Raw genomic sequence first — 25,641 nt, 5'->3', positions numbered from 1 at the left:
AAAAAATAAATGAAAACAATAAAATCAAAACGTAAAGAGGCGCCTTCCTGTCAGGAAAGGGACAGGAGTGGTTATAAATAGACACCTCTCCCTGTCAGGGACATTTATTTATTTGCACACATCAAAATCCAGTTGTCATTTAACATCAACAACCATGAATTATGATTTAAACGTTTAAACATCATCATGATGGAATCGCCTTTACCGCTAAACATCACTGCATTTTTCCCCAGAGAATCCCCTGGAGCAATACTCACTTGCGCTACTCGTGCGCTAATAACATTGTGGGATTGCTGAACCTGATCCAGTGACAGGACTCGCTTCACGGTTATCAGGTTTTCATTTACTTTTTTCACTCCAAAAAAACTTATTTTTTTCTCTTTCGGCCACCAGGTCACACCACCGCTAAATGAATAACGCCGATTATCATCATCCATAAACAAACCATTATTCATCGTGCTACTACAAGGTGTCTGCGGCACCTCCGGATTGAACCTGCAAAAATAAACAATAACGGCCAACAGCGCACCTAAAAGTAAGCTCAGAATCAATAAATAGATATGTTTTTGTAATGACATTGGTTTTTTTCCTGATTTATCTCTTTATGACACTGAGCAATCCAGACCTTTGGCCCATTAGCTGCAAGGTAAATATGCCGCACTCCGCTTACTGGTTTTCCAACGATATCTTCCAGCGTTTTGGGAATAAGTAATTGCTCACTGGTCGCATGATAAGTGATTCCCCTGGCCTGCAACGTATCTGCGAAATTGCTTTCTCCGGATATCCAGAGATACTGCACCAACAACGGTAACAGAACTGCCAGCGTACAGGAGGCGACGATCAGCCATCTGGGAAGACACACATGACGTCCCATTCCTTCGTGCTTATCCGTTATCGGGGTAACAGAAACTTCAGACGGAAATGCTACCTGGCTGCGGTCATCCATATCCACTGATGCCTCCATTGATGATTGCGCAATACCGGACGGCATACTTTCCTCATCTATTTTCTCCACATCTGCTTCCACATATGGCGCACCATCATCAGGTCGGACATAGATGAGACCAAAGCGCGGTAGCGTTTTAATTACCGTGGCGGGTAACCCCGCACTTTGCAACTTACGGCGCAGAGTCTTAATCAGCTGATGATAACTCGACTCGCCAACAATGATTCCCCGACTGAGCCAGATTTGCTCAAAAACATTTTCTTTACTTCCTTTTCCTTCGAGAACCAGCTCCAACAGCTTACGTTCACCTGGCGTCAAATAAACATCCTGTGCATTTTCAACTTTCAGGCAGGAACATTCTGAATGAAATGTTACCCGAGATGACAAGGGAATGATTTTGGTTGTCATAAAAAACCCTAACTCATAACAATCAATATATGACGCACAAGGACATCTAAATATTGATATTAACTAAAGTGCAGTATGTTAGAAACAATAACCGCAGGACCAATGCCTGATGATTTCATGATGATACTGCCACTTTTCATTATGCATTTCTTATCACCACAGTCATTTCAGAGTAAAATCATAATGCCATCAGGAAAAAAAGCATCAGATCATCAGGTATCGCATCAGAAATAAAAGTTCGATGATTGAAAATGCTGCCTCACTTCGCCACCTCCAGAAAAAATGCAACATTCATGAGTTCAGGAAATAAACTCCATGAAGTGGGATCTATTTGGTTTCTTAGATGTGGTCAAGAAGTAAACGGAAGGATACGTATTTTATTCTAAATAAAAAGAGGCCTCGACGATCCGGGCTGTCTTTCCAGGCAGGAAGGGAAGTATTCTCTCTCCCAACAAGAAATTTCTTATTCACCACCCCGGGGATGCGCCACCTCTACGGCCAGCCCCCCCAGTATCTCATCCCGACTATCCCCCCCCAGCAGCACCATTCGACAGCGTACGATAGCGCCATCTAATAATAATGCGATCCTGGTTCTGAAAGGCTCTTCTCTTCCTCCGGCAATCCACAGCTCAAGGTCTGCATCAAAGGGAGAGACACTGCGCGCCTCCAGTAACGAAAGCGTCGTCACCGAATATTCATCACCGAAGAAAGCATCCGGCGGCGTCTGCCAGATTAATCGTCGGTCCGTCAGGTAAAGACGAAATAGCGCTGTCGCCGCCGCTGGCGCAAGGGCGTTATCTATACGAGCCCGCTGCTGTAGTTGATTCTTCAGCCTTCGCGTATGTCGGGCAAAGCGGTTGGTAGTAAAACCAAGCCACGAGCAAAACAGAAGATACCACTGCGCGTTCCAGATGGCCGACAGCGGGCGTTCATCACCGCCCACGAAGAGACCCCGTTCATACAAGGTCGTACCGATCACGAGCAGATACTGTAACAGCAGTACCGCCCCCAAAACCCGGGGCTCCAGAACCAGTGCCAGCAGCAATACCCCTGTGAATATTAACCAAATCGGATTAAATCCATAAAGCATCGGTGACAGGTGACGCCAGGAAGGTAAAAACAGCATCAACAACAACATCAGCATCCCCACAGTCGCCAGGATATTTCGTCTTCCCCCAGCCACCAACGCCTTCCCCTCTCTATTCAACGCGTCAGTAAGTGGCCAGAAGGCCAGGATACTCGTCAGCAGCGCCAGCGACCAGGAGACTAAATGGAAAAGTGAGATATCATCGCCCAGCACCTTCAGGCACAGCATCAATAACAAACCGGAGCCAAAAACAATCGCGATGAGCGACGTTAATGCCAGCAGGGGTTCCCTCACCCCCCCTGAACGCTCACATCGGGTAATATAGCGCAGTGCCAGCGCGCACAGAGGAAGCGTGAAGGCATCAAAAAGAGCAAACAGAGCAGCCAGTATCAGGGGACGTCCAGAATACAGACCGCATAATGTGTGTAACAGCAACGTTGTCACGAGCCAGACAGGCCACAGGCTCAGGCGACTCATCATCAGAACTGCCAGCAGCAATCCGCCGGGAAGCCACGTCGTCGTAGAAAAACTCCATGGGTCACGGTTCGACAGGCTCAGCAATGCCATCCCGCCCCATAGCAGGCAAAACAGCATCCAGCGTAAGGTAAAATACATTCCCGGTAACCGACTCTTTAAGGCACATAACCCAAACTATAGACACGAATGCGCTTCGTCCCCAGCTAAGAGCCCATAGCTCACGACGACAGGGATATTCCATATAAAAAAAGTGGGCTAAGCGCCCACTAAAACAGCATAGATATGATTTTGCTGCAATAACTGTCGATACTTATTATCCAGGTTAACCGGATGCATCTATCCTGGCCTGGCAACTCGTCCCCAGCCATATAGAAAATCTGATGAATATCTAAATAAATCATCAGCTGAAAGTGATATCATGATCCGACACTCATAAATATTTCAATACCCCTATACTAACCGGAACATTAAATATAAATACCAGCATAAAGCCCCCATAGCTCTACACTATACATCAAACAACAACAACACCTCCAGTAAAATATAAAAACTCAGATTATCCGTAACACACCAGACAATAAACAACATCTCTTCACTGATTACATCTATTACTCGTTACATACCAACGACATATTAAAACCGCATTGCAAAATAATATTTTTAATCTATTACTTAACAGGCAGGGATTCATCACCATCGCTAAAACCACAGGAGCAGTAACAATAAACCAGCAACTAATATCCATATAAAAACTAGGAGTCCTATGTATGAATAAAGCAACAGGCTCTCTTCGGAAACATCAGAAGCAAGTAATCGGATACGTCACACAATACGATGCATGGAAGGAAATACCCAACCTGGTTCCTAAGGGGGGATATAACCAACTTAATATTGATTTCTCCAAATACACTATCCTGAATTTTTCATTTTTTGGGTTAGCACATGACGGTTCATTACACAGCGCTGATTACCGCAACAAGCAAATACACCTGCCCGATCAGATTCAGGAACCAGCGCCCCTGATTCATGACGATATTTATAGCAGCTGGGACCGCTATATCTTATTTGGGGCCCAACAAATTCTGTGGTATATCTCGGAAGGCAGCCATGCCTGGAACCAGGGTTATCGTGCAGCCGACTCTGGCGGTTGGATAAATACTAACACCGGCGAATCGGGCGACTTTCCGCTGGCCATAGAAGACCCTGACGGCCCGCCAGGCCTGCTCAGAAAAGCAAAACAGTATGGCGTTAAGGTCATGGCCTCCCTGGGCGGTTGGAGTATGTCCAAACACTTCCCGTCCGTGGCTAAAGACCCTGTAAAACGAAAAAAACTTGTCGCTGAGTGTCGCAGACTTATCAATATGGGTTTTGACGGGATCGACCTGGACTGGGAGTTTCCAAATGGTCTGGGCATGAATATTATCGAGCATAGCCCGGATGATTTTAAATACTTCACAACTCTGGTCGATGATATCCGAAAAGAAATTGGCAATGATCATCTCATTACGGCTGCCACCTCAACCGCCATTAAACTACTCGAAGGATTTGAATGGCATCGTCTCAATGAATCGATGGATTACTTTAATATCATGACTTATGATATTAATGGTGGATGGTCAAATATTGCCGGACATAACTCTCCATTATATAACTATCCTGGTCAGGAAGGTGGCGATGAAGCCTCGTCATTAGACAAAACGATTCGAGCGCTAAAAAAGTGGGGGGTAAAAGAAAGCAAAATTAATGCCGGCGTCGCTTTTTATGGCCGTGGGGTTATTACCGACGGCACCGCGGCATTAAATCAAAAAACGGTGAAGTCGGTACAGAACGTTCCTCCCGATGGTTCTATTTCCACCTGTGGTGACTTTGACAACTGGCCATTAAACGTATGGGATGGCACCCCTAATTACGCCATGATTGTTCAAAAAACCCGCGAGGGGGAGTATGACGGCTGGCAATATCACTGGGATGAAAACGCCAAAGTCCCGTATCTGACCAAAGGGAAATATTTCCTGAGCTATGATAATGAAAGGTCAGTCGGCGAAAAAGCGAAATATGTCGTCGATAATAATCTGGCGGGCGTGATTATCTGGACTGCCTACGGCGATCTGCAAAACCTGACCACCAATACCACCGTACATGGCGGCAAGCTGGTCGAGTGCCACGATGCCACCTCAATACTGGCGGATAAAATCGATCAGGTTTTCTCTTACGATTCTCCTGATATTATCGACAAGCCCATCAGTCTGAACATCATTGCCCCGGGCGATGGCGAAGCCTTCCCCCCCTCAATTCCGATCAAGGTTCGGGCAGCGGTTCGAGCCCAGGAATCACCTACGTCAGTTTATTTCAAAGTTGGTAATCAACAGTATCCGGCAACGGCCTCAAAAACCAAACGCAATACTCAGGATGAAGTCTATTATGACGGAGAAATATCACAACTTAATACCGGCCAGCATACACTTGCCGCTATCGCCACTGACCGTCAGGGCAAAACGCATACCTCCCCTCTGGTGGCCTTTTCAGTGATGGAGCAATCACAGCCACCGGTTGAGCTGCCCGCCCCACACCTCTCAGCTACCCAGACAGGGGCCCCAGCCCATCGGGTAGAATTAACCTGGTCCGTTAACAGCCGCAGCTCGGGTCTTACTTTTACCCTGTATCGCAACCAACAGGCAATTCTTACCAATACGGTGAATAACAGCTATATCGATAGCGCCGTCTCTACCGGAACGGAATATCAGTACACGGTGATTGCGTCTGATAATAAAGGTAACCAGTCACCCGCCAGTAACCGGGTTACCGTCAGAATCAGTGCCGATCAGTCTGATAACAACGGCCAGTTCCCGGATATCAGCCAGAAGAAAATTGTGATGGGCTTCTGGCATAACTGGCCGCAGGAAACTCACGGTGGCAGCGGTTACCGGGGTGGGTACTTTAAAAATCTGGAACTCACCGAGATCCCGACGGCTTACAATGTTATTGCCATCGCCTTTATGAAAGCCTCTCAGAGCGATCATATCCCTGATTTTGCACCTTATAAGGGAACAGCAGAGGAATTCCGCCGCCAGATAGAGACGCTTCACACCCAGGGACGCGCCGTGCTGATCTCACTGGGCGGTGCCGATGCGCATATTGAGCTACAAAATAGCGATAAAGCGGCGTTAAAAGATCGCATTATCCAGCTTACGGAAACCTATGGCTTCGATGGGCTGGATATCGATCTGGAACAAAATGCTATCAGCGCTAAAGATAATGCCACAGTGATTCCCCAGGCATTAAAAGAGGTGAAGGACTTTTACCGCCAGAAAGGGAAAAACTTCATTATCAGTATGGCACCAGAGTTTCCCTATCTGCGTACCGGGCAAAACTATGAACCCTATATCCAGAGACTCGAGGGTGACTACAACTTTATTGCCCCGCAGTATTACAATCAGGGAGGAGATGGGCTCTGGATCGATGGTGTCGGGTATCTGAAACAGGATGATGATGAACTGAAGGAAGAGTTTCTCTACTACCTGACTGAGAGCATCGTGACCGGCACCCGCGGCTTTATTAAGATTCCCCACCAAAAATTCGCTATCGGCCTGCCCGCCAACAATGATGCCGCACGCACCGGTTATGTCATTAATCCGGATCACGTGAAAAATGCGCTACAGCGGCTCGATAGCCAGGGTCTGGGCATTAAAGGCGTGATGACCTGGTCCATCAACTGGGATACCGGTAGCGATATCAATCGTGAACCCTATAACTGGGAGTTTATTAAGCGTTATGGCTGGATCTCTGAAGGAGAGATTCCAGGACCCGGGCCAGATCCAGAGCCAACCCCGCCCGCTATTCCCACCGGACTCAGGGTCACCAGCTTTACCAGCCACTCCGTCACCCTGGACTGGACCCCTTCCCGTACCCAGGTTCGCGACTACACGCTATACCGGGATGGCTCCGCCATTAAGAGCGTAACCGCGCCCCCCTTTACCGATACCGGACTGAGTCCGAACCAGACCTATAACTACCAGATAAAAGCCACCAATATGCAGGGCGTCAGCTCCGGGCTGAGCGCGGCGGTGACCGCTCGCACCAGCGGCTCGACCGAGCCAGACAGCCCATGGCAGGACGGCAATATATGGTACCCGGATAACAGCAAAGTAAGCTGGCAGGGCGTCACCTGGCTGTGCGTGATGCAGCACACCTCTAATGCCTTCTGGAGTCCGGATAAAGCGACCTCACTGTGGAAGCGTCAGTAATAACGAGAACAACCCATCATAAACCGTTTCTGGAGAGACATATGGCACAGTATCAATCAGACTTTGACGATCAATTAAGCCCAACGCCCTACCATGGACACGTTTACGATCCGGGTTCACGCGCCTGGAACGCCCGCCAGATGGGCCTTATTGATGAAGGTGCGCTCAATCAGTGTGAAGGGGGGAAATTCTTCCCGGAGACCCAGGGCGGTCTGTCGGATAAAGTCGCCCCTAATGATGTTCCCAATGCCGTTCCACCGGCTGACGGAAAAATCGCCAGTGCCGGGCAGGAAGCCGGACGGGTTCTGGATGACCCGACGAAAAACTGGCCGCGCAAACAGGTCGCCAGCGGCGATGCTATCGATATCTCCTGGTTTTTTACGGCTGCGCACCTTACCCGGCGCTGGAACTACTTTATTACCAAACCCGGCTGGGATTCGACGCGTCCTCTGTCCCGCGATCAGTTTGAAGCGAAGCCCTTTACCCAGGTGGAGTCAACGCTGGATCCCTTCTGGCAGCATAACGCGGCCCTGAAACCCGCTAACCCAACGAAACACAGTATCAGGCTACCGGAACGCAGCGGATATCATGTACTGCTTGGCGTCTGGGAAGTTGCCGATACCGGTAATGCTTTTTATCAGGTTATCGATCTCGATTTCGTCAAATCAGACATTCCGGATCATTTGCCCACCCCTCCCGGTAATCTACGGACAGAAACGGTAACCGGTAAGAGCGTGAAGCTTGCCTGGAATGCCTCATCGGGCGCTTCCCCCATTACCACCTATCGCATTACACGTAACGGTATTACCACCATCGACGTTGCAGCATCACTGCTGACCTGGACGGATGAGAGCGTGGAGCCAAACACCCGCTATACCTATTTTGTCAGCGCCATTGATGAAAATGGCGCCGAATCCGCACCGGGTAATACCATTATGGTGACCACCCTAGGGGGCGAGGATACGCCGCCAACGGCACCGGGTAATCTGCACAGTATGGGGGAAACCGCCACCAGCGTCAGTCTTATGTGGGGCGCCTCGCTACCGGAAGCGGCGATCGCCAGTTACATCATCTACAGAGAAGGTAAAGAGGTACAGCGGGTTTCCGGTAGTAGCCAGACCTGGAATGATACAGGGCTGACGCCCGATACCCGGTATCGCTATTTTGTTGCCGCACTGGATAGCCATAACCGCCTCTCAGTGCCCAGCAATGTGCTAACGATACAAACAAAGAGTCAGGATAGCGGCGGCAACTATCCGACCTGGAAACTCAACGAGGCCTATAAGAAGGGGGACATCGTCACCTACAAAGGTAAACTCTGGAAATGCGTTCAGGATCATCCCTCCTATACCGAAACCTGGGCTCCTGATGTTCCTGAGATCAAAGATATTCTATGGTCCTCACTGGCCTAACGTAATGTTTTAACGCCTACAATGTCGGTCACATGCGGGCCGACATTTCTTCAAACCAGTATACCAACCTACCACCTCGCGATTTTTCTTACTGGTACGATAGAAAGGTCTTATCAGCACAGGTATCTTCTCCCCCATCACAGAAGCAATCGTAATTTTTACTGGCCCGATCTGAGGAAAGTACATGACAACCCATATCGTCGTTGCTGATGAGCATACTATTATTCGTCGCGGTGTAGTATTGATGGTGAAAAACCTTCCGGAAATCAATCCGAACTTCAACCATCATACCATTAATATTGTGGGTGATGCCGCCTCTCCCCCCGAATTGTTAAACCTGCTGGCCAATAACCCCGTAGATATCCTGCTATTGGGTTTTAGCCTTAATACTTATAAAAGCCAGACGCCGTTAAGCGAACTAGATGGTATTACGCTAATAAAATGGCTCAGAAATCAATACCCACAGCTAAAAATAGTGGTGCTGTCACCTTATAACAACGCCAACATCATCCGAAGCGCGCTGGATTCTGGCGCTTCTGGCTATATTAACCATAACACCTGTGAAAAGGTGCTGGAGCGAACTATCACCGCCATGATGAATAACGAGACCTATATCGAAAAAAGTTTACTGAACTCTCTGCTTCAGCCTGCTACCCGGGGCGAACGGGAGCTCAGCTCGCGAGAGATCGACGTCTTGCGTCTGCTGTGTAAAGGCTTATCACCTGCGGCGATCTCCGGAAAGCTCAACCTGAGCAACAAAACCGTCAGCGCCCATAAACTACGCGCTATGGAAAAGCTGGGAGTAGCATCAGACTGTCATCTCTTTTTTCTGCTGTCTCAAACTCAAATGTTTGATATTGCTATTTGATATTACGCAGGTGCCAGAGAGTCACCTGCAATAAATATGATTACCGTCATCCTTCGAGGCTTTTAAATAAAAATGACTTCTGCCGTTTCCTGTCGTTATGATTTTTTATCACGCTTATTGCATTGGGGCGTTGCTGCTATTATTATTTACGTAACCATCATGGGATATATTCTTCATAGTTTAGATGGAAGCCGCTGGTTTGATTTTTTCTCTGAACTAAATATGTCACTTGCCACTATAGCCACTCCCGTTATGGTTATCCGCTTCGTATGGCGTTTCTTCAGACCCGCCGTCGGCTGGCCATCGTATATCTCGACGCGCAAAAAACAGCTGGTGACATTTATTCATGAGATCTTTTATCTGACGATATTTATTGTCTTAATCAGCGGTTTTCTGATGCTGGAGAAAGGCTATCATCTGTTTTGGCTTATCCCTGTACCACAGCCTCTCTCATCACCGGAAGTTAATCAGTTCTTTTTTAAGGTACACCGTATCAGCTGTATGGCGCTGGGCGTACTCCTGGTTATTCACATTGCCGCTGTCGCCAACTACTTACGACAGGGTAAAAAAGAGATTCTGAACAAAATGCGCTAATTTTTCAGCAATAACAGCCGCCCGACCCGCTCCGACTGAGCTCCCTGGCTATACTTTGTGTTCAATCGAATACAGACGTCAGGAGACAGGCCAACATGCGTAAAACGGTATTGATCGCCGACGATCATCCCGTCTATTTATTGGGGTTACGCACGCTATTGCAGGCCCACTCTGAGCGTTATGAGGTACTGCACGAAGCCAGCACCACTGACCAGTTGATCGACAAACTGCAACAGCAACCGGCGGATATTATTATTACCGATTTCAGTATGCCCGGAGAGCGCTACCCTGACGGCAGGGCGCTTATTCAACATCTGCGACGCCAGTGGCCAGACAGTACGGTGATAGTGGTTACCATGATAACCAATCCGGCACTGCTGGCCTCTCTGGCACGCCTGGGCGTCCACGCGGTACTGAGCAAAAACAGCCTGTCGACGGAACTGATCGCTGCGCTGAAAACCAGTGAAATGCCAACACGCACCAGAGCGGGGAAAACGGCGCCTTCGGTTAAAGAGGCCCTCTCGCCCAAAGAGAGCGAGGTTGTACGCCTGCTCCTGCGTGGAATGACGGTCAATGAAATCAGTAGTCTGGTAAATCGTTCCAAACAGACTATCAGCACACAAAAAAACAGTGCTATGCGTAAGCTTGGCGCCACATCAGAATTCGAGCTGTATCAGTACGCGCAAAAAATCGGGTTGGATAGTTGACGATGCGCACAGGCACGGTGGTGCGGGCACTGCTGTTCTGTTTTTTGTTTTCCGCGTTCGCCGATGCCGTAGAGCGCGTGGGCATTCTGAGCTACTCCCCACCATTTAGCGATAATGAGCAACAACAAAGCGTACTCAGGGATGAAATCACACTACTGTGGCAACAGGAGAAGAATCCTCCTCAGATAACAAACTATACCCACAGTGAAGAGGCGCTGGCGGCGCTGAATGCTGGCAAACTCGATCTGGTGATATCCGCGCAGGACTTCAGCCGTCAGGGGCTACTTTCCAGCCAGCCGATACTGGTATTTCCCCTTGCAGTACTGGGAAATTATCGCCCCGGGAGCACCCTACTGGCATCTCCAGAGATATTGACGCAACGACAAACGTCATCGCAGGGCAAACCACTCAACGTGATACCGGCCGGGACGACGATCTACGATAGCGTGCGGCGCATCATTCGTGGAGAGGCCAGCGGCCTGATCGCCCCCGAATTCGCCATTGCGCAATTCCGCCAGCAGGTGCCGCAATCAACCCTTCCCTGGCGGGAGTTAAGCGCCCATCCCCCCCTTCGCTACTCTCTCTGGGTGGCGGCGAACCATGCGGATCGGCTGGCGGCATTAAACCAGCGTATCGATAACCTGCGCCAACAGGACGCACGCTGGCTGGAACATAAATGGCAGCTTCCGGCCAACAGCGTGATTAGTCAGCGTAATCCTCCCCCCGGAAAGGAGCCCGTATCGTTAAGAGTTGCGCTACTTTACGCGCCTGAACCGCGGATTATCCACGGCAACGCTATCCGCGGCATGTGGCGGGATCTGCTCAACTCGCAGTTTCCCCCTCCTTTTTACCGGCTGACCGTCACGCCAGTCAGTGACAAAAAGCAGGCCAGACAACTGCTGAACCTGGGGAAAGTGGACCTGCTAATGGGCGAAACGACGCCGCTTCCCACGGATCAGGCAGTGCGCTTTGATACTCTCTCCTGGGGGATTGTCAGTCACGCACGCCATCCGCTGAATGGCTCACTGACATCATTGCAGGGCAAAAGACTGGCCATCATCAGAGGTTCACCGCTGGCCACCCTCCCCGCGATCGTTGCTCAGCATCCGGATATTGTGAAGGTCAATACTCTCCGACAGGGGATCAGCCTGGTTGAAGCTGGCGGTGCAGATGGGCTGATCGGCGACGCATGGAGCCTGGACTACCTGCTACGCCGCGCCAATAACCGGCACCTGAGCCTGAGCGCTATCGACTTACCTCAGGTACCACTCTGGTTTGTTACCACTGCGGACGACAGCCCGAAGATACAGCAGGTACGTAACCGGCTTAGCGCCATGACCGATACCGATATCCAGGTCAGTAAAACCCGATGGACGATCGAAGTCCCCCCCATCACTGCTGACCAGCACCACCTGTGGACCAGCCTGTTAGCTATGTTAGCGCTGCTGGCAGCGTCAGGATCTGTGCTGTTTATCGCACGCGAAAGAAGTAAAAATAAAATCCGAATCCAACAGTATAATCAGCTCAGTGATACGCTTAACCTCTGGCAAACGCTGCTCAACAGCGCGCCTATCCCCCTGTTTTTCTGCGATCCCATTGGTCGGATACGCAGCATGAACCAGGCCTTCCATGATTCGCCATTTATCCCTGACGGATTTGAATCCGGGGAGTTGCTCGGAGAGATTGAACAGGGACCCTTTCACTGGCTGGATCCGTCCACGCGCCAGACATTGCTCTACGACACCCGGCCAATATTACGGGAGGTCACCCTGGGCCAAAACACGCTCCTGTGCTGGATTGCAGGCTATAGCAATTCCCAGGGGATCGCCCAGGGGATGGTCGGAGGCTGGCTCGATATCAGTGAAAAAGCGGCGCTCGAAGAGGCGCTAAGCCAGTCACTACGCCAGGCGGAAAAAGCCAGCGAAGAGAAGTCGGCTTTCCTTGCTCGTATGAGTCACGATATCCGTACCCCGCTTAACGCGATACTGGGCATGCTGGAGATAGAGCGTAAGCCCCATCCTTCTCTGGAGGTCGCCTGGCAGGCAGCGCTAACGCTACGCGATCTGGTCGGGGATATTCTGGATTTATCGCGTATCGAAGCTGGCGAGCTACACCTCGCCCCTGCCCCGCATAATCTGCACGAAATCATGGAGACAACCGCAGCTATCTTTGCCCGTAGCGCCCAGGAAAAGGGACTGACCTGGCACCACGATAATGCCATTCCCGACGAACTCTGGTGTCTGTGCGACCGTTCCCGACTCAACCAGATTATTGTCAATCTGGCAGGCAACGCGATCAAATATACCCATGAGGGTGAAGTCTCCCTGATCTGTCGTTACCAGGAATCCATCCTTAAAATAGAGGTTACCGACACCGGTATCGGCATCCCTGAAGCACAGCTGCCGATACTGTTCCAGCCCTGGTTCCAACTGGATAGCTCCGTTCCCCAAAGCAGCGGTCTGGGTCTGGCTATCTGCCATCAAATCATTGCCCTGATGAACGGGGAAATCACGATAGAGAGCACCGAAGGTAAGGGGACAACGGTCAGCGTTACACTACCCGTCGTCCCCTGCCAGATACCAGAGAAAGAGCCCCTATCCCTGGCGTCTGACGCCATACTGGCGCCGCGGCGCATTCTTCTGGCGGATGATTTTCCGGCTAACCTGACGGTGATGACGCGACAACTGGAACGCGCCGGTCACCAGGTCGAGAGTTGTCTGAGCGGACAGGAGGCGCTGGCCCGGTTGGAGCACGAAAGTTTCGATGTTTTGATCACCGACTGCCAGATGCCGGGAATGAGCGGCTACCAGTTGTGCGCCTCCGTGGTGCTACACAACCTGCTGGGACGCGTTACGTTGCCCGCGATGATACTGGGATGTACCGCCAGCGCGCTGCCTCGTGAAGAGGAGGAGGCAAGGCATGCCGGTATGGATCGGTTGCTGCGCAAGCCACTCAGTGAAGCCGGACTGCGTCAGGCACTGGATACGCTGCCAGAGACAGAAGGAAACAGCCCGAATCTTGAGGAGCTACGCGCGCTGGCAGGGGAAGATTCATCACTGGTGACACTGATGCTGTCACAAATAGACCAGGCTATCGATGAGGATCTGCGGCGTCTTCAGGAACAGTACACCGACCTACAGCTCCTCTCCCAAACAGCGCACCGCCTGAAAAATAGCTGGAACCTGTTACGCATGCAGCAAAGCTGGAGGCTCTGCCAGATTATGGAAAATCTGCCGGCATCCTACGCCGGGGGCATCGTCAGTCAGGCGGAGATGCCTGACCTGGTTAACGCCTTTATCGCACAAATGCGCAGCGCCCAACGGCAGATACGGGACTAACGCCCCATCACAAACTGTCGGTAAGCGCGCAACACCTGAAGAAAATCCTCGACCCCGCACAGGGTCAGACTCTCTTCATCGTAGTAGCTCATTCCTTCTTCGATCTCGTCGCCAGAAAAGTCGAGCTGATTGGCCCGCACCATTACCTCTTCACCGTCCAGCCACAGGGTGTACTCGTGGCCGTTGCGCTGCCATTGACGTTCGCTGCCTTTGACCGCAAGCAGAGCCTGCTCCACCTCGTCCAGCAGCGCCAAATCCTCTTTCACCTCTTCATTGAACCAGTGGCCGACCGCCTCATGGCCCATCGACATCCGCACTTTTACCGTGCCGGTGATATCACGCAGAAATTCGTAATCCATACCCGTATCCTCTCATTGCGTCCTGGCCGCTGCCGGGTTGCGTCTTTATCCTTATTATCGCAGTCGTCAGAGAGAAAATCAGCGCTGTGGCTGGCTCTGGAGCAATAAAAAAGGCCGCATCAGCGGCCTTTTTCAGCAGACAGAGTGAAAATCAGACTGCGGTCTGGAAGATCACACCGTCAGCCTTTTCGGTATAGTCCTCCAGGCGGTCGAAGTTCAGATAGCGGTAGGTGTCATCCGCCGTCTTATCAACCTGATCCATAAAGGTCTGATACTCTTCCGGCGTCGGCAGCTTGCCCAGCAGCGATGCCACTGCGGCAAGCTCGGCAGACGCCAGGTAAACGTTGGCGCCGTTACCCAGACGGTTCGGGAAGTTACGGGTCGAGGTGGAAACCACGGTCGCTCCGTCGTTCACCCGCGCCTGGTTACCCATACACAGGGAGCAGCCCGGGATCTCGATACGGGCACCGCTCTTACCAAAGACGCTGTAGTAGCCCTCTTCAGTCAACTGGGTGGCGTCCATACGGGTCGGCGGCGCTACCCACAGGCGGGTCGGCAACTGGCCTTTATGGCTGTCCAGCAGTTTACCGGCAGCGCGGAAGTGACCGATATTGGTCATGCAGGAACCAATGAACACCTCGTCGATGGTGCTACCCTGAACCTCAGACAGCAGACGGGCATCGTCCGGATCGTTCGGCGCGCACAGAATCGGCTCTTTGATCTGCTCCAGATCGATCTCGATCACCGCAGCGTATTCCGCGTCGGCATCGGCTTCCATCAGCTCAGGCGCCGCCAGCCACTTCTCCATACTCTGGATACGACGCTCCAGAGTACGGCGATCGCCGTAGCCTTCGGCAATCATCCACTTCAGCAGCACGATGTTGGAATTCAGGTACTCAATGATCGGCTCTTGATCCAGCTTGATGGTACAACCGGCAGCAGAGCGCTCGGCGGAAGCATCAGACAGCTCGAACGCCTGCTCAACCTTCAGGTCCGGCAGCCCTTCGATCTCCAGAATACGGCCAGAGAAGATGTTCTTCTTGCCCTTCTTCTCGACGGTCAGCAGACCCTGCTGAATCGCATAGTAAGGGATGGCATGCACCAGGTCACGCAGGGTGATACCCGGCTGGCGTTTCCCCTTAAAGCGCACCAGAACCGATTCCGGCATATCCAGCGGCATCACGCCGGTCGCGGCAGCGAACGCGACCAGGCCGGAGCCCGCCGGGAAAGAGATACCGATCGGGAAACGGGTATGGGAGTCACCGCCAGTACCTACGGTATCCGGCAGCAGCATACGGTTCAGCCAGGAGTGGATGATACCGTCGCCCGGGCGCAGCGATACGCCGCCGCGGTTCATAATAAAGTCCGGCAGGGTGTGGTGAGTCTGTACATCCACCGGCTTCGGATAAGCCGCAGTGTGGCAGAAGGACTGCATTACCAGGTCGGCGGAGAAGCCCAGACAGGCCAGATCTTTCAGCTCGTCGCGGGTCATCGGCCCGGTGGTATCCTGGGAACCCACAGAGGTCATCTTCGGCTCGCAGTACTGACCCGGACGGATACCGTCCACGCCGCAGGCACGACCCACCATCTTCTGAGCCAGCGAGAAACCACGGGTGCTTTCGGCCACGTCTTTAGCGCGACGGAAGACATCGCTCTGCGGCAGACCCAGAGATTCACGCGCTTTAGTGGTCAGGCCACGACCTACGATCAGCGGAATACGGCCGCCAGCGCGAACTTCGTCCAGCAGCACTTCGGTCTTCAGTTCAAAGGTCGCCAGCACTTCGCCGGTTTCGTGATTACGCACTTCACCTCTGTACGGGAAAATGTCGATCACATCGCCCATATTCAGAGAGCTGACGTCGACTTCGATCGGCAACGCACCGGCATCTTCCATGGTGTTGAAGAAGATCGGCGCAATCTTGCCGCCCAGTACCACACCGCCGCCGCGCTTGTTCGGCACGTTCGGGATGTCGTCGCCCATAAACCACAGCACCGAGTTGGTGGCCGATTTACGGGAAGAGCCGGTCCCCACCACGTCGCCTACATAGGCCAGCGGGAAACCTTTCTTCGAAAGCTGCTCGATCTGCTTGATGGGGCCAACGGCACCCGGCTGATCCGGCTCAATGCCTTCACGCTCGTTCTTCAGCATCGCCAGTGCGTGCAGCGGAATATCCGGACGCGACCAGGCATCCGGTGCCGGAGAGAGATCGTCAGTATTGGTTTCGCCGGTCACCTTGAAAACGGTCACGGTGATCTTTTCCGCAAGCTCAGGGCGGGCAAGGAACCACTCGGCATCAGCCCAGGATTTCATAATCTGTTGCGCGTAAGCGTTACCCGCTTTAGCTTTCTCTTCTACATCGTAGAAGCCATCAAACATCAGCAGAGTATGGGACAGCGCTTTCGCGGCGATGGGCGCCAGCTTGTCGTTGTCCAGCGCTTCAACCAGGGGATGGATATTGTAACCGCCCTGCATGGTGCCCAGCAGCTCAACGGCTTTTTCAGGGGTAACCAGCGGGGAGGTCGCTTCACCTTTGGCCACAGCGGCCAGGAATCCTGCTTTTACATAGGCGGCTTCATCAACGCCCGGCGGTACACGGTTGGTCAGCAGGTCCAGCAAAAAAGCCTCTTCGCCAGCTGGCGGATTTTTCAGCAGCTCGACAAGCGCGGCCATTTGGGTTGCATCGAGGGGTTTTGGAACAATCCCCTCAGCGGCACGCTCTGCAACGTGCTTACGGTATTCTTCTAGCACGACGGTTCTCCTCGCTCTCATTGTCAGAACGGTGCCAGGCAATTCTCTTCACTCTCCTGTGGTGCAGAAGTTTCGTAGGGTAAAAGGCCCGGTACCGCATCGGGCAGCATATCAGGATTTGACCAGCATGTTAATCTGTTTACAAAAAAGCAACAAAGATTTTCCACTACCGTCACGGCCTGTTATCCCCGTAGCTCCGGCCTTCGCGCCGCTTTTGGCCTTTGCAGGGGCACTGCTATCCCTGAGCGCAGGTTATCATTCTTTAATAAAGCATAACCGGAATTTAATTCACGGAAGGCGCCGAATCCGGGATCCGGCGCCCGAAGATTATCCCCGACCTAAGGATTGCGCAGTGCGATCCATAGCCCGCCGGGTCTTATCCAGCAGCTCGTCGATTTCGGCATGGCTTGCTACCAGCGCCGGCGCCATAATCATGCGCCCCAGGGTAGAGCGGATGATCACACCTTCCTCGAATCCCAGGGTCCGGCAACGCCAGCTAATCTCATCCTCTTTTTCAAACCGCTTGCGGGTGGCTTTATCGTCCGCCAGTTGCAGCGCGGCCACCATACCCGTCCCCTGAATCTCGCCCACCAGCGGGTGATCGCTAAACAGTTCCCGCAGGCAGCGCTGCAGATAAGGGCCGGTATCCGTCTTAACCCGCTCGACGATCTGCTCGTCGCGCAGCGCTTTCAGGTTAGCGATAGCCACTGCGGCCGCTACCGGGTGACCGGAATAGGTCAGGCCGTGCGCGAACACGCCGCCCTGCTCCACCAGCGCTTCTGCCATCCGCCGGGAGAGCACCAGCCCGCCCATCGGCACATAGCCAGAGGTCAGCCCCTTGGCGATGGAGACGGTATCCGGCTCGAAGCCGAAGTGCTGATGGGCGAACCACTCGCCGCAGCGCCCAAAGCCGCCGATAACTTCATCGGCGCACAGCAGCACATCATACTTACGGCAGATGCGCTGGATCTCCGGCCAGTAGCTTTCCGGCGGGAAGATCATCCCCCCCGCCCCCTGGAAGGGTTCGGCGACAAAACCTGCCACGTTGTCGCTGCCCAGCTCCAGAATTTTCTCTTCCAACTGGCGGGCACAGCGCAGGCCAAACTCTTCGGGTGTCATATCGCCACCGTGAGCGTACCAGTACGGTTCATCGATATGGGCGATATCGGGCAGCATACCGCCCATCTCATGCATAAACTTCATGCCGCCCATGGCGGTAGCGGCCAGCGTAGAGCCGTGATAGCCGTTCCAGCGGCCAATCATAATGCGTTTGCTGGGTTTACCAACCACCTGCCAGAAACGACGCACGGTGCGGATCAGCACTTCGTTGGATTCAGAGCCGGAATTGGTATAAACCACGTGGCTGTAACGCCCGGGCAGCAGGCTGAACAGCAGTTCGGAAAGCTCTACCACCGCCGGGTGCGTGGTGTGGAAGAACATGTTGTAGTAGGAGAGCTGCTCCATCTGGCGGCTGGCCGCCTCAATAAGATCCCGACGCCCGTAGCCCAGTTGAGTGCACCACAGCCCGGACATGCCATCGAGATAGCGCTTACCTTCGCTGTCCCACAGATACATCCCCTCGCCTTTGACGATCACCCGCGGCCCTTCGGCGTTGAGCTTCTTCTGGTCGACAAAGGCGTGGATATGGTGTGCGGCATCCATGGTCTGCCAGACTTCGGTGCTGTAGCTGTCGTTACTCTGCATTTTCATCTGATTCTCCATTGGTTATCAGGCATTGTTCTCGGTTTCCGCCCGGTTCAGTACCGGCCTGGCGGCGTTGGCGACTTCCGTACGGGACGGATGCAGTGCCTGCTCCAGCGGCTCGGGCGTGAACAGCGGTTTACGCATTACAAACACAATCCACAGCGCGGCGATAACGGCCACCAGCGCCAGTACGCCACCGGCATAGCCGAAGATTTCAGCGGTCATCTCCGGTGAAGGCGATGCATTCCACATGGCGTACAGCATGCCGGCGATGCCAAGCAGTTGCGGCAGCGGATAGAGCGGCGTGCGAAACGGACGCTTCAGGTCGGGATAGCGGCGGCGCAGCACCATGACATTCACGTGGGCGACGATATAGGCCAGCAGCCAGCACAGCGCGGCGGCCAGCAGCAGAATCTCCACCGCATCGCCGTTCATCAGCAGCATCGGCAGGCCGGTAATCAGCGCCACAAACAGCACCGCGACCCAGGGGGCGCCGGTGCGAGCGCTGTGCGCTTTAAAGCAGGTAAAGGCCTGGCCGTTTTCCGCCATACCGCTCAGCATGCGCGAGATGGTCGCCAGCGAAGAGTTGAGGGTGCTACAGGTGGCCGTCACCGCTGCCGCCAGCAGCAGCACCTTGCCGGTATGGCCGAATACGTGGATAGCGAACAGATAGTGAGGCAGGTTGTTATTCACCAGTTGTTCCCGCGGCAGCACCATCAGGGCACCCAGACCGTACAGCAGCACAGTCAGGAAGATCACTGTCAGACCAACCATCATCGAGCGGGGAATATTGCGCTGCGGTTGCCGGGTCTGCTCTACCAGCGGGCAGACAAATTCGGCGCCGACAAAACCCCAAATAGCCGCGGCCACCAGCACAATGACGCCCCATCCCATAGGCGCGGCGCTCTGCTGCGTCATCAGCGCGCTAACGGGCGTGGCCTGATCGCTGCCAATCGCGCACACCCCAAGCAGCACCAGGGTGACAATCATCACTACCGCCAGCGCCGACTGCAGACGGGCGAAGATATCGATATTAAGCAGATTCAACAGGGTAAACAGCACCAGAATTCCCATGGCCAGCGCCATCGGCGGCAACACCAGCGCCGGGAACAGACTGCTAATCACCAGATTGAGCAGCAGCAGCTCGGCGGAAAGCGCGAACATCGCCACCACGATATAGCCGGAGAAAGTGGCGACAATCGCCGGGAAGTGGCCCAGCGCCACCTCGGTATAACTGCACAGACTACCGGCCCGGGGGATCATCAGCGCCAGTTCCGAAAACGAACAGGCGTAGGTCAGCGCCAGTAGCCAGGCGAGTGCCAGCGGCAGCACAAAGCTGAGGCCCGCCATGCCCACGCCGTGCAGCATCATCACCATCACGCCCTGGGAAACCACCAGCCCTACGGACACCGACAACAGAGAGAAAAAACCCAGCTTACTGGCGTTATCCCGCTTCATAATCACCTCCCGGCGCAGCAGACTGGTGCAACTGAATCCAGGTGGTTTTTAGCTGAGTGTATTTATCGAAAGAGTGCAGCGACAGATCGCGCCCGAAGCCCGACTGTTTACCGCCGCCAAAGGGTACGCAGATATCAAGCGCATCGACGGTGTTGACCGACACCGTACCAACCTCCAGCGCCTGAGCCACCCGATGGGCGCGGTTCAAAGAGCCGCTCCACACCGACGCCGCCAGGCCGTAGTGGGAGTCATTGGCCATGGCAATCGCCTGCTGTTCGCTATCGAAGGGCTGTACGGCCAGCACCGGGCCGAAGATCTCTTCGCGGGCCAGTAATGAATCTGGCGCGACATCGGTAAAAATCGTCGGCTGGATATAATTCGTCACGCCGTTAATGGTAAGACGCTCGCCACCGCAGACCAGGCGTGCCCCCTGACGCCGGGCCTCTGCGATAGAATCCATCACTTTCGCCGTCTGGCGGGCATCCACCATGGCACCGGCGCGGCTGTTCGGGTCCAGCGGATCGCCGGGCGTCCATTCGGCGGCCAGAGCGATCAGACGTTCGACAACGGCCTCGTAAACCGGGCGCTCAACCAGCAGCCGCGAGTTGGCCGAACAGACTTCCCCCTGGTTATAGAAGATGGCGCGGGCGGCATTTTCCGCCGCCAGACCCAGGTCGTGGCAGTCGGCGAAAATAAGATTGGGGCTCTTACCGCCGCACTCCAGCCATACCTGCTTAAGGTTGGACTGCCCGGCATATTCCATCAGCCGTTTACCGGTCCGGGTCGAGCCGGTAAATACCAGACAGTCGATATCCGGATGCCGCCCCAGCGCCTGACCGGTGACCGCGCCGGTACCAGGCAGCACGTTAAAGACCCCTTCAGGTATTCCAGCCTCCAGCGCCAGTTCCGCCAGACGCAGGGCCGAAAACGGCGACTGCTCCGCAGGCTTAAGCAACACGCTGTTCCCTGCCGCCAGCGCAGGCGCCACCTTCCACGCGGCCATCTCCAGCGGGAAGTTCCAGGGCACAATGGCCGCCACCACGCCAAGCGGACTGCGGGTGACCGTGGCGACGGCATCCGCCGCGGTGGGCGCTACCTGACCGTAGATTTTATCCAGACTTTCGGCATACCAGCTAAAGAAGTGGGCGGTGCCGGGAATATCGAGCTGCCAGGCTTCCACCACCGGTTTGCCCATGCTGAGCGAATCCAGCAGCGCCAGTTCATCACGATGCTGCATAATCAGCTCGCTAAGGCGCAACAGCACCGCTTTACGCGCCGTCGGCGACTGCCTGGCCCAGATGCCGCGCTGATATGCGCGGCGAGCCGCACGCACCGCCCGTTCCACTTCATCGTCACCGCACTCGGCGACCTGCGCCAGAATCTGATCCGTGGCCGGGTTGATCACCGCGAAAGTCTGTCCCGACTTCGCGTCGCAGGCTTTACCCTCTATCTGTGCCTGACAGATGAAACGCTGCTGTGCTGCGCGTTTCTTCCACTCACTCAACGTCCACATGCCATACCCCTCTATTAACCAACAAGCTTGTAAAATTTTTGTTTAGATAATGTAAGGAATTCGATGCATGCTACTACGCCGATCCGACAGGGAAAATGAGTAAAAATATGGCGTCAGACGATAAAAAAGCTTTTCAAAGCAGGGAGGTACGCGGGAGATTATGGTAAAGGAAGAAAAAACCGGGGCCTTGCGGCGCCCGGTTTCAGAACCTGATATTGAAGGAGAACTACTTCTTCTTCGCTTTCGGGTTCGGCAGGTCGGTGATGCTGCCTTCGAAGATTTCGGAGGCCAGACCCACGGATTCATGCAGCGTCGGGTGCGCGTGGATGGTCAGCGCGATATCTTCCGCATCGCAGCCCATCTCGATAGCCAGGCCGATTTCGCCCAGCAGTTCGCCGCCGTTGGTGCCCACAATGGCGCCGCCGATCACGCGATGGCTCTCTTTATCGAAGATAAGCTTGGTCATACCGTCTGCACAGTCAGAAGCGATAGCACGGCCAGATGCCGCCCACGGGAAGGTGGCGGTCTCATAGCTGATGCCTTTCTCTTTGGCTTCTTTCTCGGTCAGACCCACCCATGCCACTTCCGGCTCGGTGTAAGCGATGGACGGAATCACTTTCGGGTCGAAGTAGTGTTTCTTGCCGGAGATAACTTCCGCAGCCACGTGGCCTTCATGCACCCCTTTGTGCGCCAGCATCGGCTGACCGACGATATCGCCGATAGCGTAGATGTGCGGCACATTGGTACGCATCTGCTTGTCGACGCGGATAAAGCCGCGATCGTCCACTTCCACGCCTGCTTTACCGGCATCAATCAGCTTACCGTTCGGGGTACGGCCGATAGCGACCAGTACGGCGTCGTAACGCTGCGGCTCAGCAGGTGCTTTTTTACCTTCCATCGTGACGTAGATACCGTCTTTCTTCGCTTCAACGGCGGTCACTTTGGTTTCCAGCATCAGGTTGAACTGCTTGCTGATACGCTTGGTGAACACTTTCACCACGTCTTTATCGGCAGCCGGAATCACCTGGTCGAACATCTCAACCACGTCAATCTGAGAGCCCAGCGCGTGGTAGACGGTGCCCATTTCCAGGCCGATGATACCGCCGCCCATGATCAGCAGGCGCTCAGGCACTTCTTTCAGCTCCAGCGCATCGGTGGAGTCCCATACGCGCGGGTCATCATGCGGGATAAACGGCAGTTCGATCGGGCGGGAGCCCGCGGCGATAATGGCGTTGTCGAAGTTAATCACGGTCTTGCCGCCTTCGCCATCGACTTCCAGGGTGTTGGCGCCGGTGAACTGGCCCAGGCCGTTAACCACCTTCACTTTACGACCTTTAGCCATGCCTGCCAGGCCGCCGGTCAGCTGGGTGATGACCTTCTCTTTCCAGGTACGGATTTTGTTGATGTCGGTCTTCGGTTCGCCGAAAACGATGCCGTGGTCGGCCAGCGCTTTCGCTTCTTCGATCACTTTCGCTACATGCAGCAGCGCTTTAGAAGGGATACAGCCAACGTTCAGACACACCCCGCCCAGGGTGTTGTAGCGTTCTACCAGTACAGTTTCCAGCCCTAAGTCAGCGCAACGAAAGGCGGCGGAATAACCTGCCGGGCCTGCCCCAAGTACCACGACCTGAGTTTTGATTTCAGTACTCATCATGACCTCTTAAATTTATATCCGGCGGGTCTGACGTCTGTCGTACCCCCTGGGGGTACATTTTTTATCAACGCCCTCTTCCACCGGGACGTATCTTGCCGCAATAGTTTACAAAATTGTTAACATTTTTGAAACAACAAGCGGCAAACGAATTGTGCTTTCGGCTCTGGCAACCTCCGATGACAGTCTGAGATTACCAGAAAAAAGCCGGCCAGTAAGGGCCGGCTTTTTAGCTCGCTGTTACATCACCAGACGGCGAATGTCAGACAGCAGGTTATTGATGATAGTGATGAAACGCGCCCCGTCTGCGCCATCAATCACCCGGTGATCGAAAGAGAGCGAGATAGGCATCATCAGACGCGGTTTGAACTCCTGACCGTTCCATACCGGCTCCATAGAGGAGCGGGAAACGCCAAGGATGGCCACTTCCGGCGCATTAACAATAGGCGCGAAGTGGGTGGTCCCCAGACCGCCAAGGCTCGAGATGGTGAAGCAGCCGCCCTGCATATCGCCGGCCGTCAGCTTGCCGTCGCGTGCCTTCTTAGAGGTCGCCATCAGTTCGTGGGACAGTTCAATGATGCCTTTCTTGTTAACATCCTTGAATACCGGAACCACCAGGCCATTCGGGGTATCCACCGCTACGCCGATGTTGATGTATTTCTTCAGCGTCAGCTTCTGACCGTCTTCAGACAACGAACTGTTAAAGCGCGGCATCTGCTCCAGCGCGGCAGCTACGGCCTTCATGATGAAGACGACCGGCGTGATCTTCACGTCCAGTTTCTTCTTCTGAGCTTCGGCGTTCTGCTGCTTACGGAAAGCTTCCAGATCGGTGATATCGGTTTTGTCGAAGTGGGTTACGTGCGGGATCATCACCCAGTTACGGCTCAGGTTAGCACCAGAGATCTTCTGGATACGGCCCAGCTCCACTTCTTCGATTTCACCAAACTTGCTGAAGTCCACTTTCGGCCACGGCAGCATGCCCGGCAGGCCGCCGCCGCTGGCTGCCGGTGCAGACTCAGCGCGCTTGATAGCGTCTTTCACGTAAGCCTGAACGTCTTCACGCAGGATACGTCCTTTACGGCCAGTGCCTTTCACTTTCGCCAGGTTCACGCCGAATTCGCGCGCCAGGCGGCGGATCAGCGGAGTGGCGTGTACGTAGGCGTCGTTCTCGGCGAACTCGGACTTACCGGCAGCGGCAGGGGCTGCGGCAGGCTTAGATGCCGGAGCAGCGGCTGGCGCGGCTTCCTGCTTCGCAGGGGCTGCAGCCGGTGCCGGTGCCGGTGCGGCGCCTGCGACTTCGAAGACCATGATAAGCGAACCGGTTTTCACCTTGTCGCCCACGGCTATCTTCAGCTCTTTCACCACGCCCGCGAACGGTGCCGGTACTTCCATAGAGGCTTTATCGCCTTCTACGACAATCAGCGACTGCTCGGCTTCAACTTTATCGCCAGGCTTGACCATCACTTCGGTCACTTCGACTTCATCACCGCCGATATCCGGTACGTTAACCTCTTTGGCAGCAGAAGCGGCAGGTGCGGCCGCCGGAGCGGCTTCAGCAGCCGGTGCTGGCGCAGCAGCGCCCTCGCCCGCCACTTCGAAGACCATGATAAGCGAACCGGTTTTCACCTTGTCGCCCACGGCTATCTTCAGCTCTTTCACCACGCCCGCGAACGGTGCCGGCACTTCCATAGAGGCTTTATCGCCTTCTACGACGATCAGCGACTGCTCTGCTTCAACTTTATCGCCAGGCTTGACCATGACTTCGGTGACTTCGACTTCGTCGTCGCCGATATCCGGTACCATGACTTCTTTAGCAGCACTGGCGGCGGCCGGTGCTGCGGCTTCTTTCTTCTCTTCCTGCGCGGGCGCAGCAGCAGCTGCGCCATCGGCGGAATCGAAAACCATAATCAGGGATCCAGTGGCGACTTTGTCACCCACGGCCACTTTGATCTCCTTGATCACCCCCGCCTGCGGCGAGGGGACTTCCATAGAGGCTTTGTCGCCCTCTACGGTGATGAGTGACTGTTCAACTTCAACTTTGTCACCCACTTTCACCAGGATCTCCGTGACCTCGACCTCGTCGGCGCCAATATCCGGTACGTTGATTTCGATTGCCATTATCTGTT

At 54.1% G+C, this 25,641-nt stretch carries 16 protein-coding genes and 1 pseudogene; 7 read left to right on the top strand and 10 right to left on the bottom strand.

The window, feature by feature from the left end:
• Window positions 1-104: 104 nt before the first annotated feature.
• The 3 genes from FEM41_RS09715 to FEM41_RS09705 all read right to left on the bottom strand — a co-directional run bounded on the left by FEM41_RS09715 (window position 105) and on the right by FEM41_RS09705 (window position 3,056).
• A complete protein-coding gene (locus FEM41_RS09715) occupies window positions 105-578 on the bottom strand; it encodes a hypothetical protein (RefSeq protein WP_138095783.1) in 474 nt (157 codons plus the stop codon).
• Entirely contained in the window at window positions 548-1,354 is an 807-nt protein-coding gene (locus tag FEM41_RS09710) for a winged helix-turn-helix domain-containing protein (protein WP_138095782.1), read from the bottom strand. Before FEM41_RS09710 ends, FEM41_RS09715 begins: the two co-directional genes overlap by 31 nt.
• A gap of 463 nt (window positions 1,355-1,817) precedes the next feature.
• The gene (locus tag FEM41_RS09705; RefSeq protein ID WP_138095781.1) at window positions 1,818-3,056 is read right to left on the bottom strand and encodes a hypothetical protein; all 1,239 of its coding nucleotides are present in this window, start codon (window positions 3,054-3,056) and stop codon (window positions 1,818-1,820) included.
• A gap of 629 nt (window positions 3,057-3,685) precedes the next feature.
• On the opposite strand from FEM41_RS09705, the pseudogene FEM41_RS24855 reads away from it, so the two are divergent.
• The 7 genes and pseudogenes from FEM41_RS24855 to FEM41_RS09670 form a co-directional block, all read left to right on the top strand.
• A pseudogene (locus FEM41_RS24855) lies at window positions 3,686-4,966 on the top strand (glycoside hydrolase family 18 protein); the annotation flags it as partial.
• An 825-nt stretch (window positions 4,967-5,791) separates the two neighbouring features.
• Window positions 5,792-7,162 (top strand): glycosyl hydrolase family 18 protein, encoded by a 1,371-nt coding sequence (locus FEM41_RS24850; protein ID WP_138099155.1) that lies wholly within the window; start codon window positions 5,792-5,794, stop codon window positions 7,160-7,162.
• Window positions 7,163-7,203: 41 nt separating this feature from the next.
• On the top strand, window positions 7,204-8,574 hold the full coding sequence (locus FEM41_RS09690; protein ID WP_138095780.1) for a lytic polysaccharide monooxygenase: 1,371 nt from the start codon (window positions 7,204-7,206) through the stop codon (window positions 8,572-8,574).
• A gap of 184 nt (window positions 8,575-8,758) precedes the next feature.
• A complete protein-coding gene (locus FEM41_RS09685) occupies window positions 8,759-9,442 on the top strand; it encodes a response regulator transcription factor (protein ID WP_138095779.1) in 684 nt (227 codons plus the stop codon).
• 72 nt (window positions 9,443-9,514) lie between these two features.
• Entirely contained in the window at window positions 9,515-10,036 is a 522-nt protein-coding gene (locus FEM41_RS09680; RefSeq protein WP_138095778.1) for a cytochrome b, read from the top strand.
• 95 nt (window positions 10,037-10,131) lie between these two features.
• On the top strand, window positions 10,132-10,743 hold the full coding sequence (locus tag FEM41_RS09675) for a response regulator (protein ID WP_138095777.1): 612 nt from the start codon (window positions 10,132-10,134) through the stop codon (window positions 10,741-10,743).
• 2 nt (window positions 10,744-10,745) lie between these two features.
• Entirely contained in the window at window positions 10,746-14,081 is a 3,336-nt protein-coding gene (locus FEM41_RS09670) for an ATP-binding protein (RefSeq protein ID WP_138095776.1), read from the top strand.
• On the opposite strand, the gene yacL is transcribed toward FEM41_RS09670, so the two are convergent.
• The 7 genes from yacL to aceF all read right to left on the bottom strand — a co-directional run bounded on the left by yacL (window position 14,078) and on the right by aceF (window position 25,633).
• Window positions 14,078-14,440 (bottom strand): protein YacL, encoded by a 363-nt coding sequence (yacL, locus tag FEM41_RS09665; RefSeq protein ID WP_138095775.1) that lies wholly within the window; start codon window positions 14,438-14,440, stop codon window positions 14,078-14,080. The two genes, FEM41_RS09670 and yacL, sit on opposite strands and share 4 nt — an antisense overlap.
• A gap of 151 nt (window positions 14,441-14,591) precedes the next feature.
• On the bottom strand, window positions 14,592-17,189 hold the full coding sequence (gene acnB, locus FEM41_RS09660) for a bifunctional aconitate hydratase 2/2-methylisocitrate dehydratase (RefSeq protein WP_138095774.1): 2,598 nt from the start codon (window positions 17,187-17,189) through the stop codon (window positions 14,592-14,594).
• Between the two features lie 327 nt (window positions 17,190-17,516).
• Window positions 17,517-18,899, bottom strand: a complete 1,383-nt coding sequence (locus FEM41_RS09655) for an aspartate aminotransferase family protein (RefSeq protein WP_138095773.1) — start codon at window positions 18,897-18,899, stop codon at window positions 17,517-17,519.
• Window positions 18,900-18,917: 18 nt separating this feature from the next.
• Window positions 18,918-20,351, bottom strand: coding sequence for an APC family permease (locus FEM41_RS09650; protein WP_138095772.1), 1,434 nt, complete (start codon window positions 20,349-20,351; stop codon window positions 18,918-18,920).
• Window positions 20,338-21,864 (bottom strand): aldehyde dehydrogenase, encoded by a 1,527-nt coding sequence (locus FEM41_RS09645; protein ID WP_138095771.1) that lies wholly within the window; start codon window positions 21,862-21,864, stop codon window positions 20,338-20,340. Before FEM41_RS09645 ends, FEM41_RS09650 begins: the two co-directional genes overlap by 14 nt.
• 226 nt (window positions 21,865-22,090) lie before the next feature.
• Window positions 22,091-23,515 carry a dihydrolipoyl dehydrogenase gene (lpdA, locus tag FEM41_RS09640; RefSeq protein ID WP_138099154.1) on the bottom strand — a complete coding sequence of 475 codons (1,425 nt, stop codon included), beginning with the start codon at window positions 23,513-23,515 and terminating at the stop codon, window positions 22,091-22,093.
• Window positions 23,516-23,755: 240 nt separating this feature from the next.
• Window positions 23,756-25,633: a pyruvate dehydrogenase complex dihydrolipoyllysine-residue acetyltransferase gene (gene aceF, locus FEM41_RS09635; protein ID WP_138095770.1), complete on the bottom strand. Its 1,878-nt coding sequence runs from the start codon at window positions 25,631-25,633 to the stop codon at window positions 23,756-23,758.
• Window positions 25,634-25,641: the final 8 nt, after the last annotated feature.

The organism is Jejubacter calystegiae (assembly GCF_005671395.1).
In the GTDB taxonomy this organism is placed as follows: Bacteria; Pseudomonadota; Gammaproteobacteria; order Enterobacterales; family Enterobacteriaceae; genus Jejubacter; species Jejubacter calystegiae.
The sequence above is the reverse complement of the archived record's forward strand: the minus strand, read 5'-3'. Positions and strand labels throughout refer to the sequence as shown.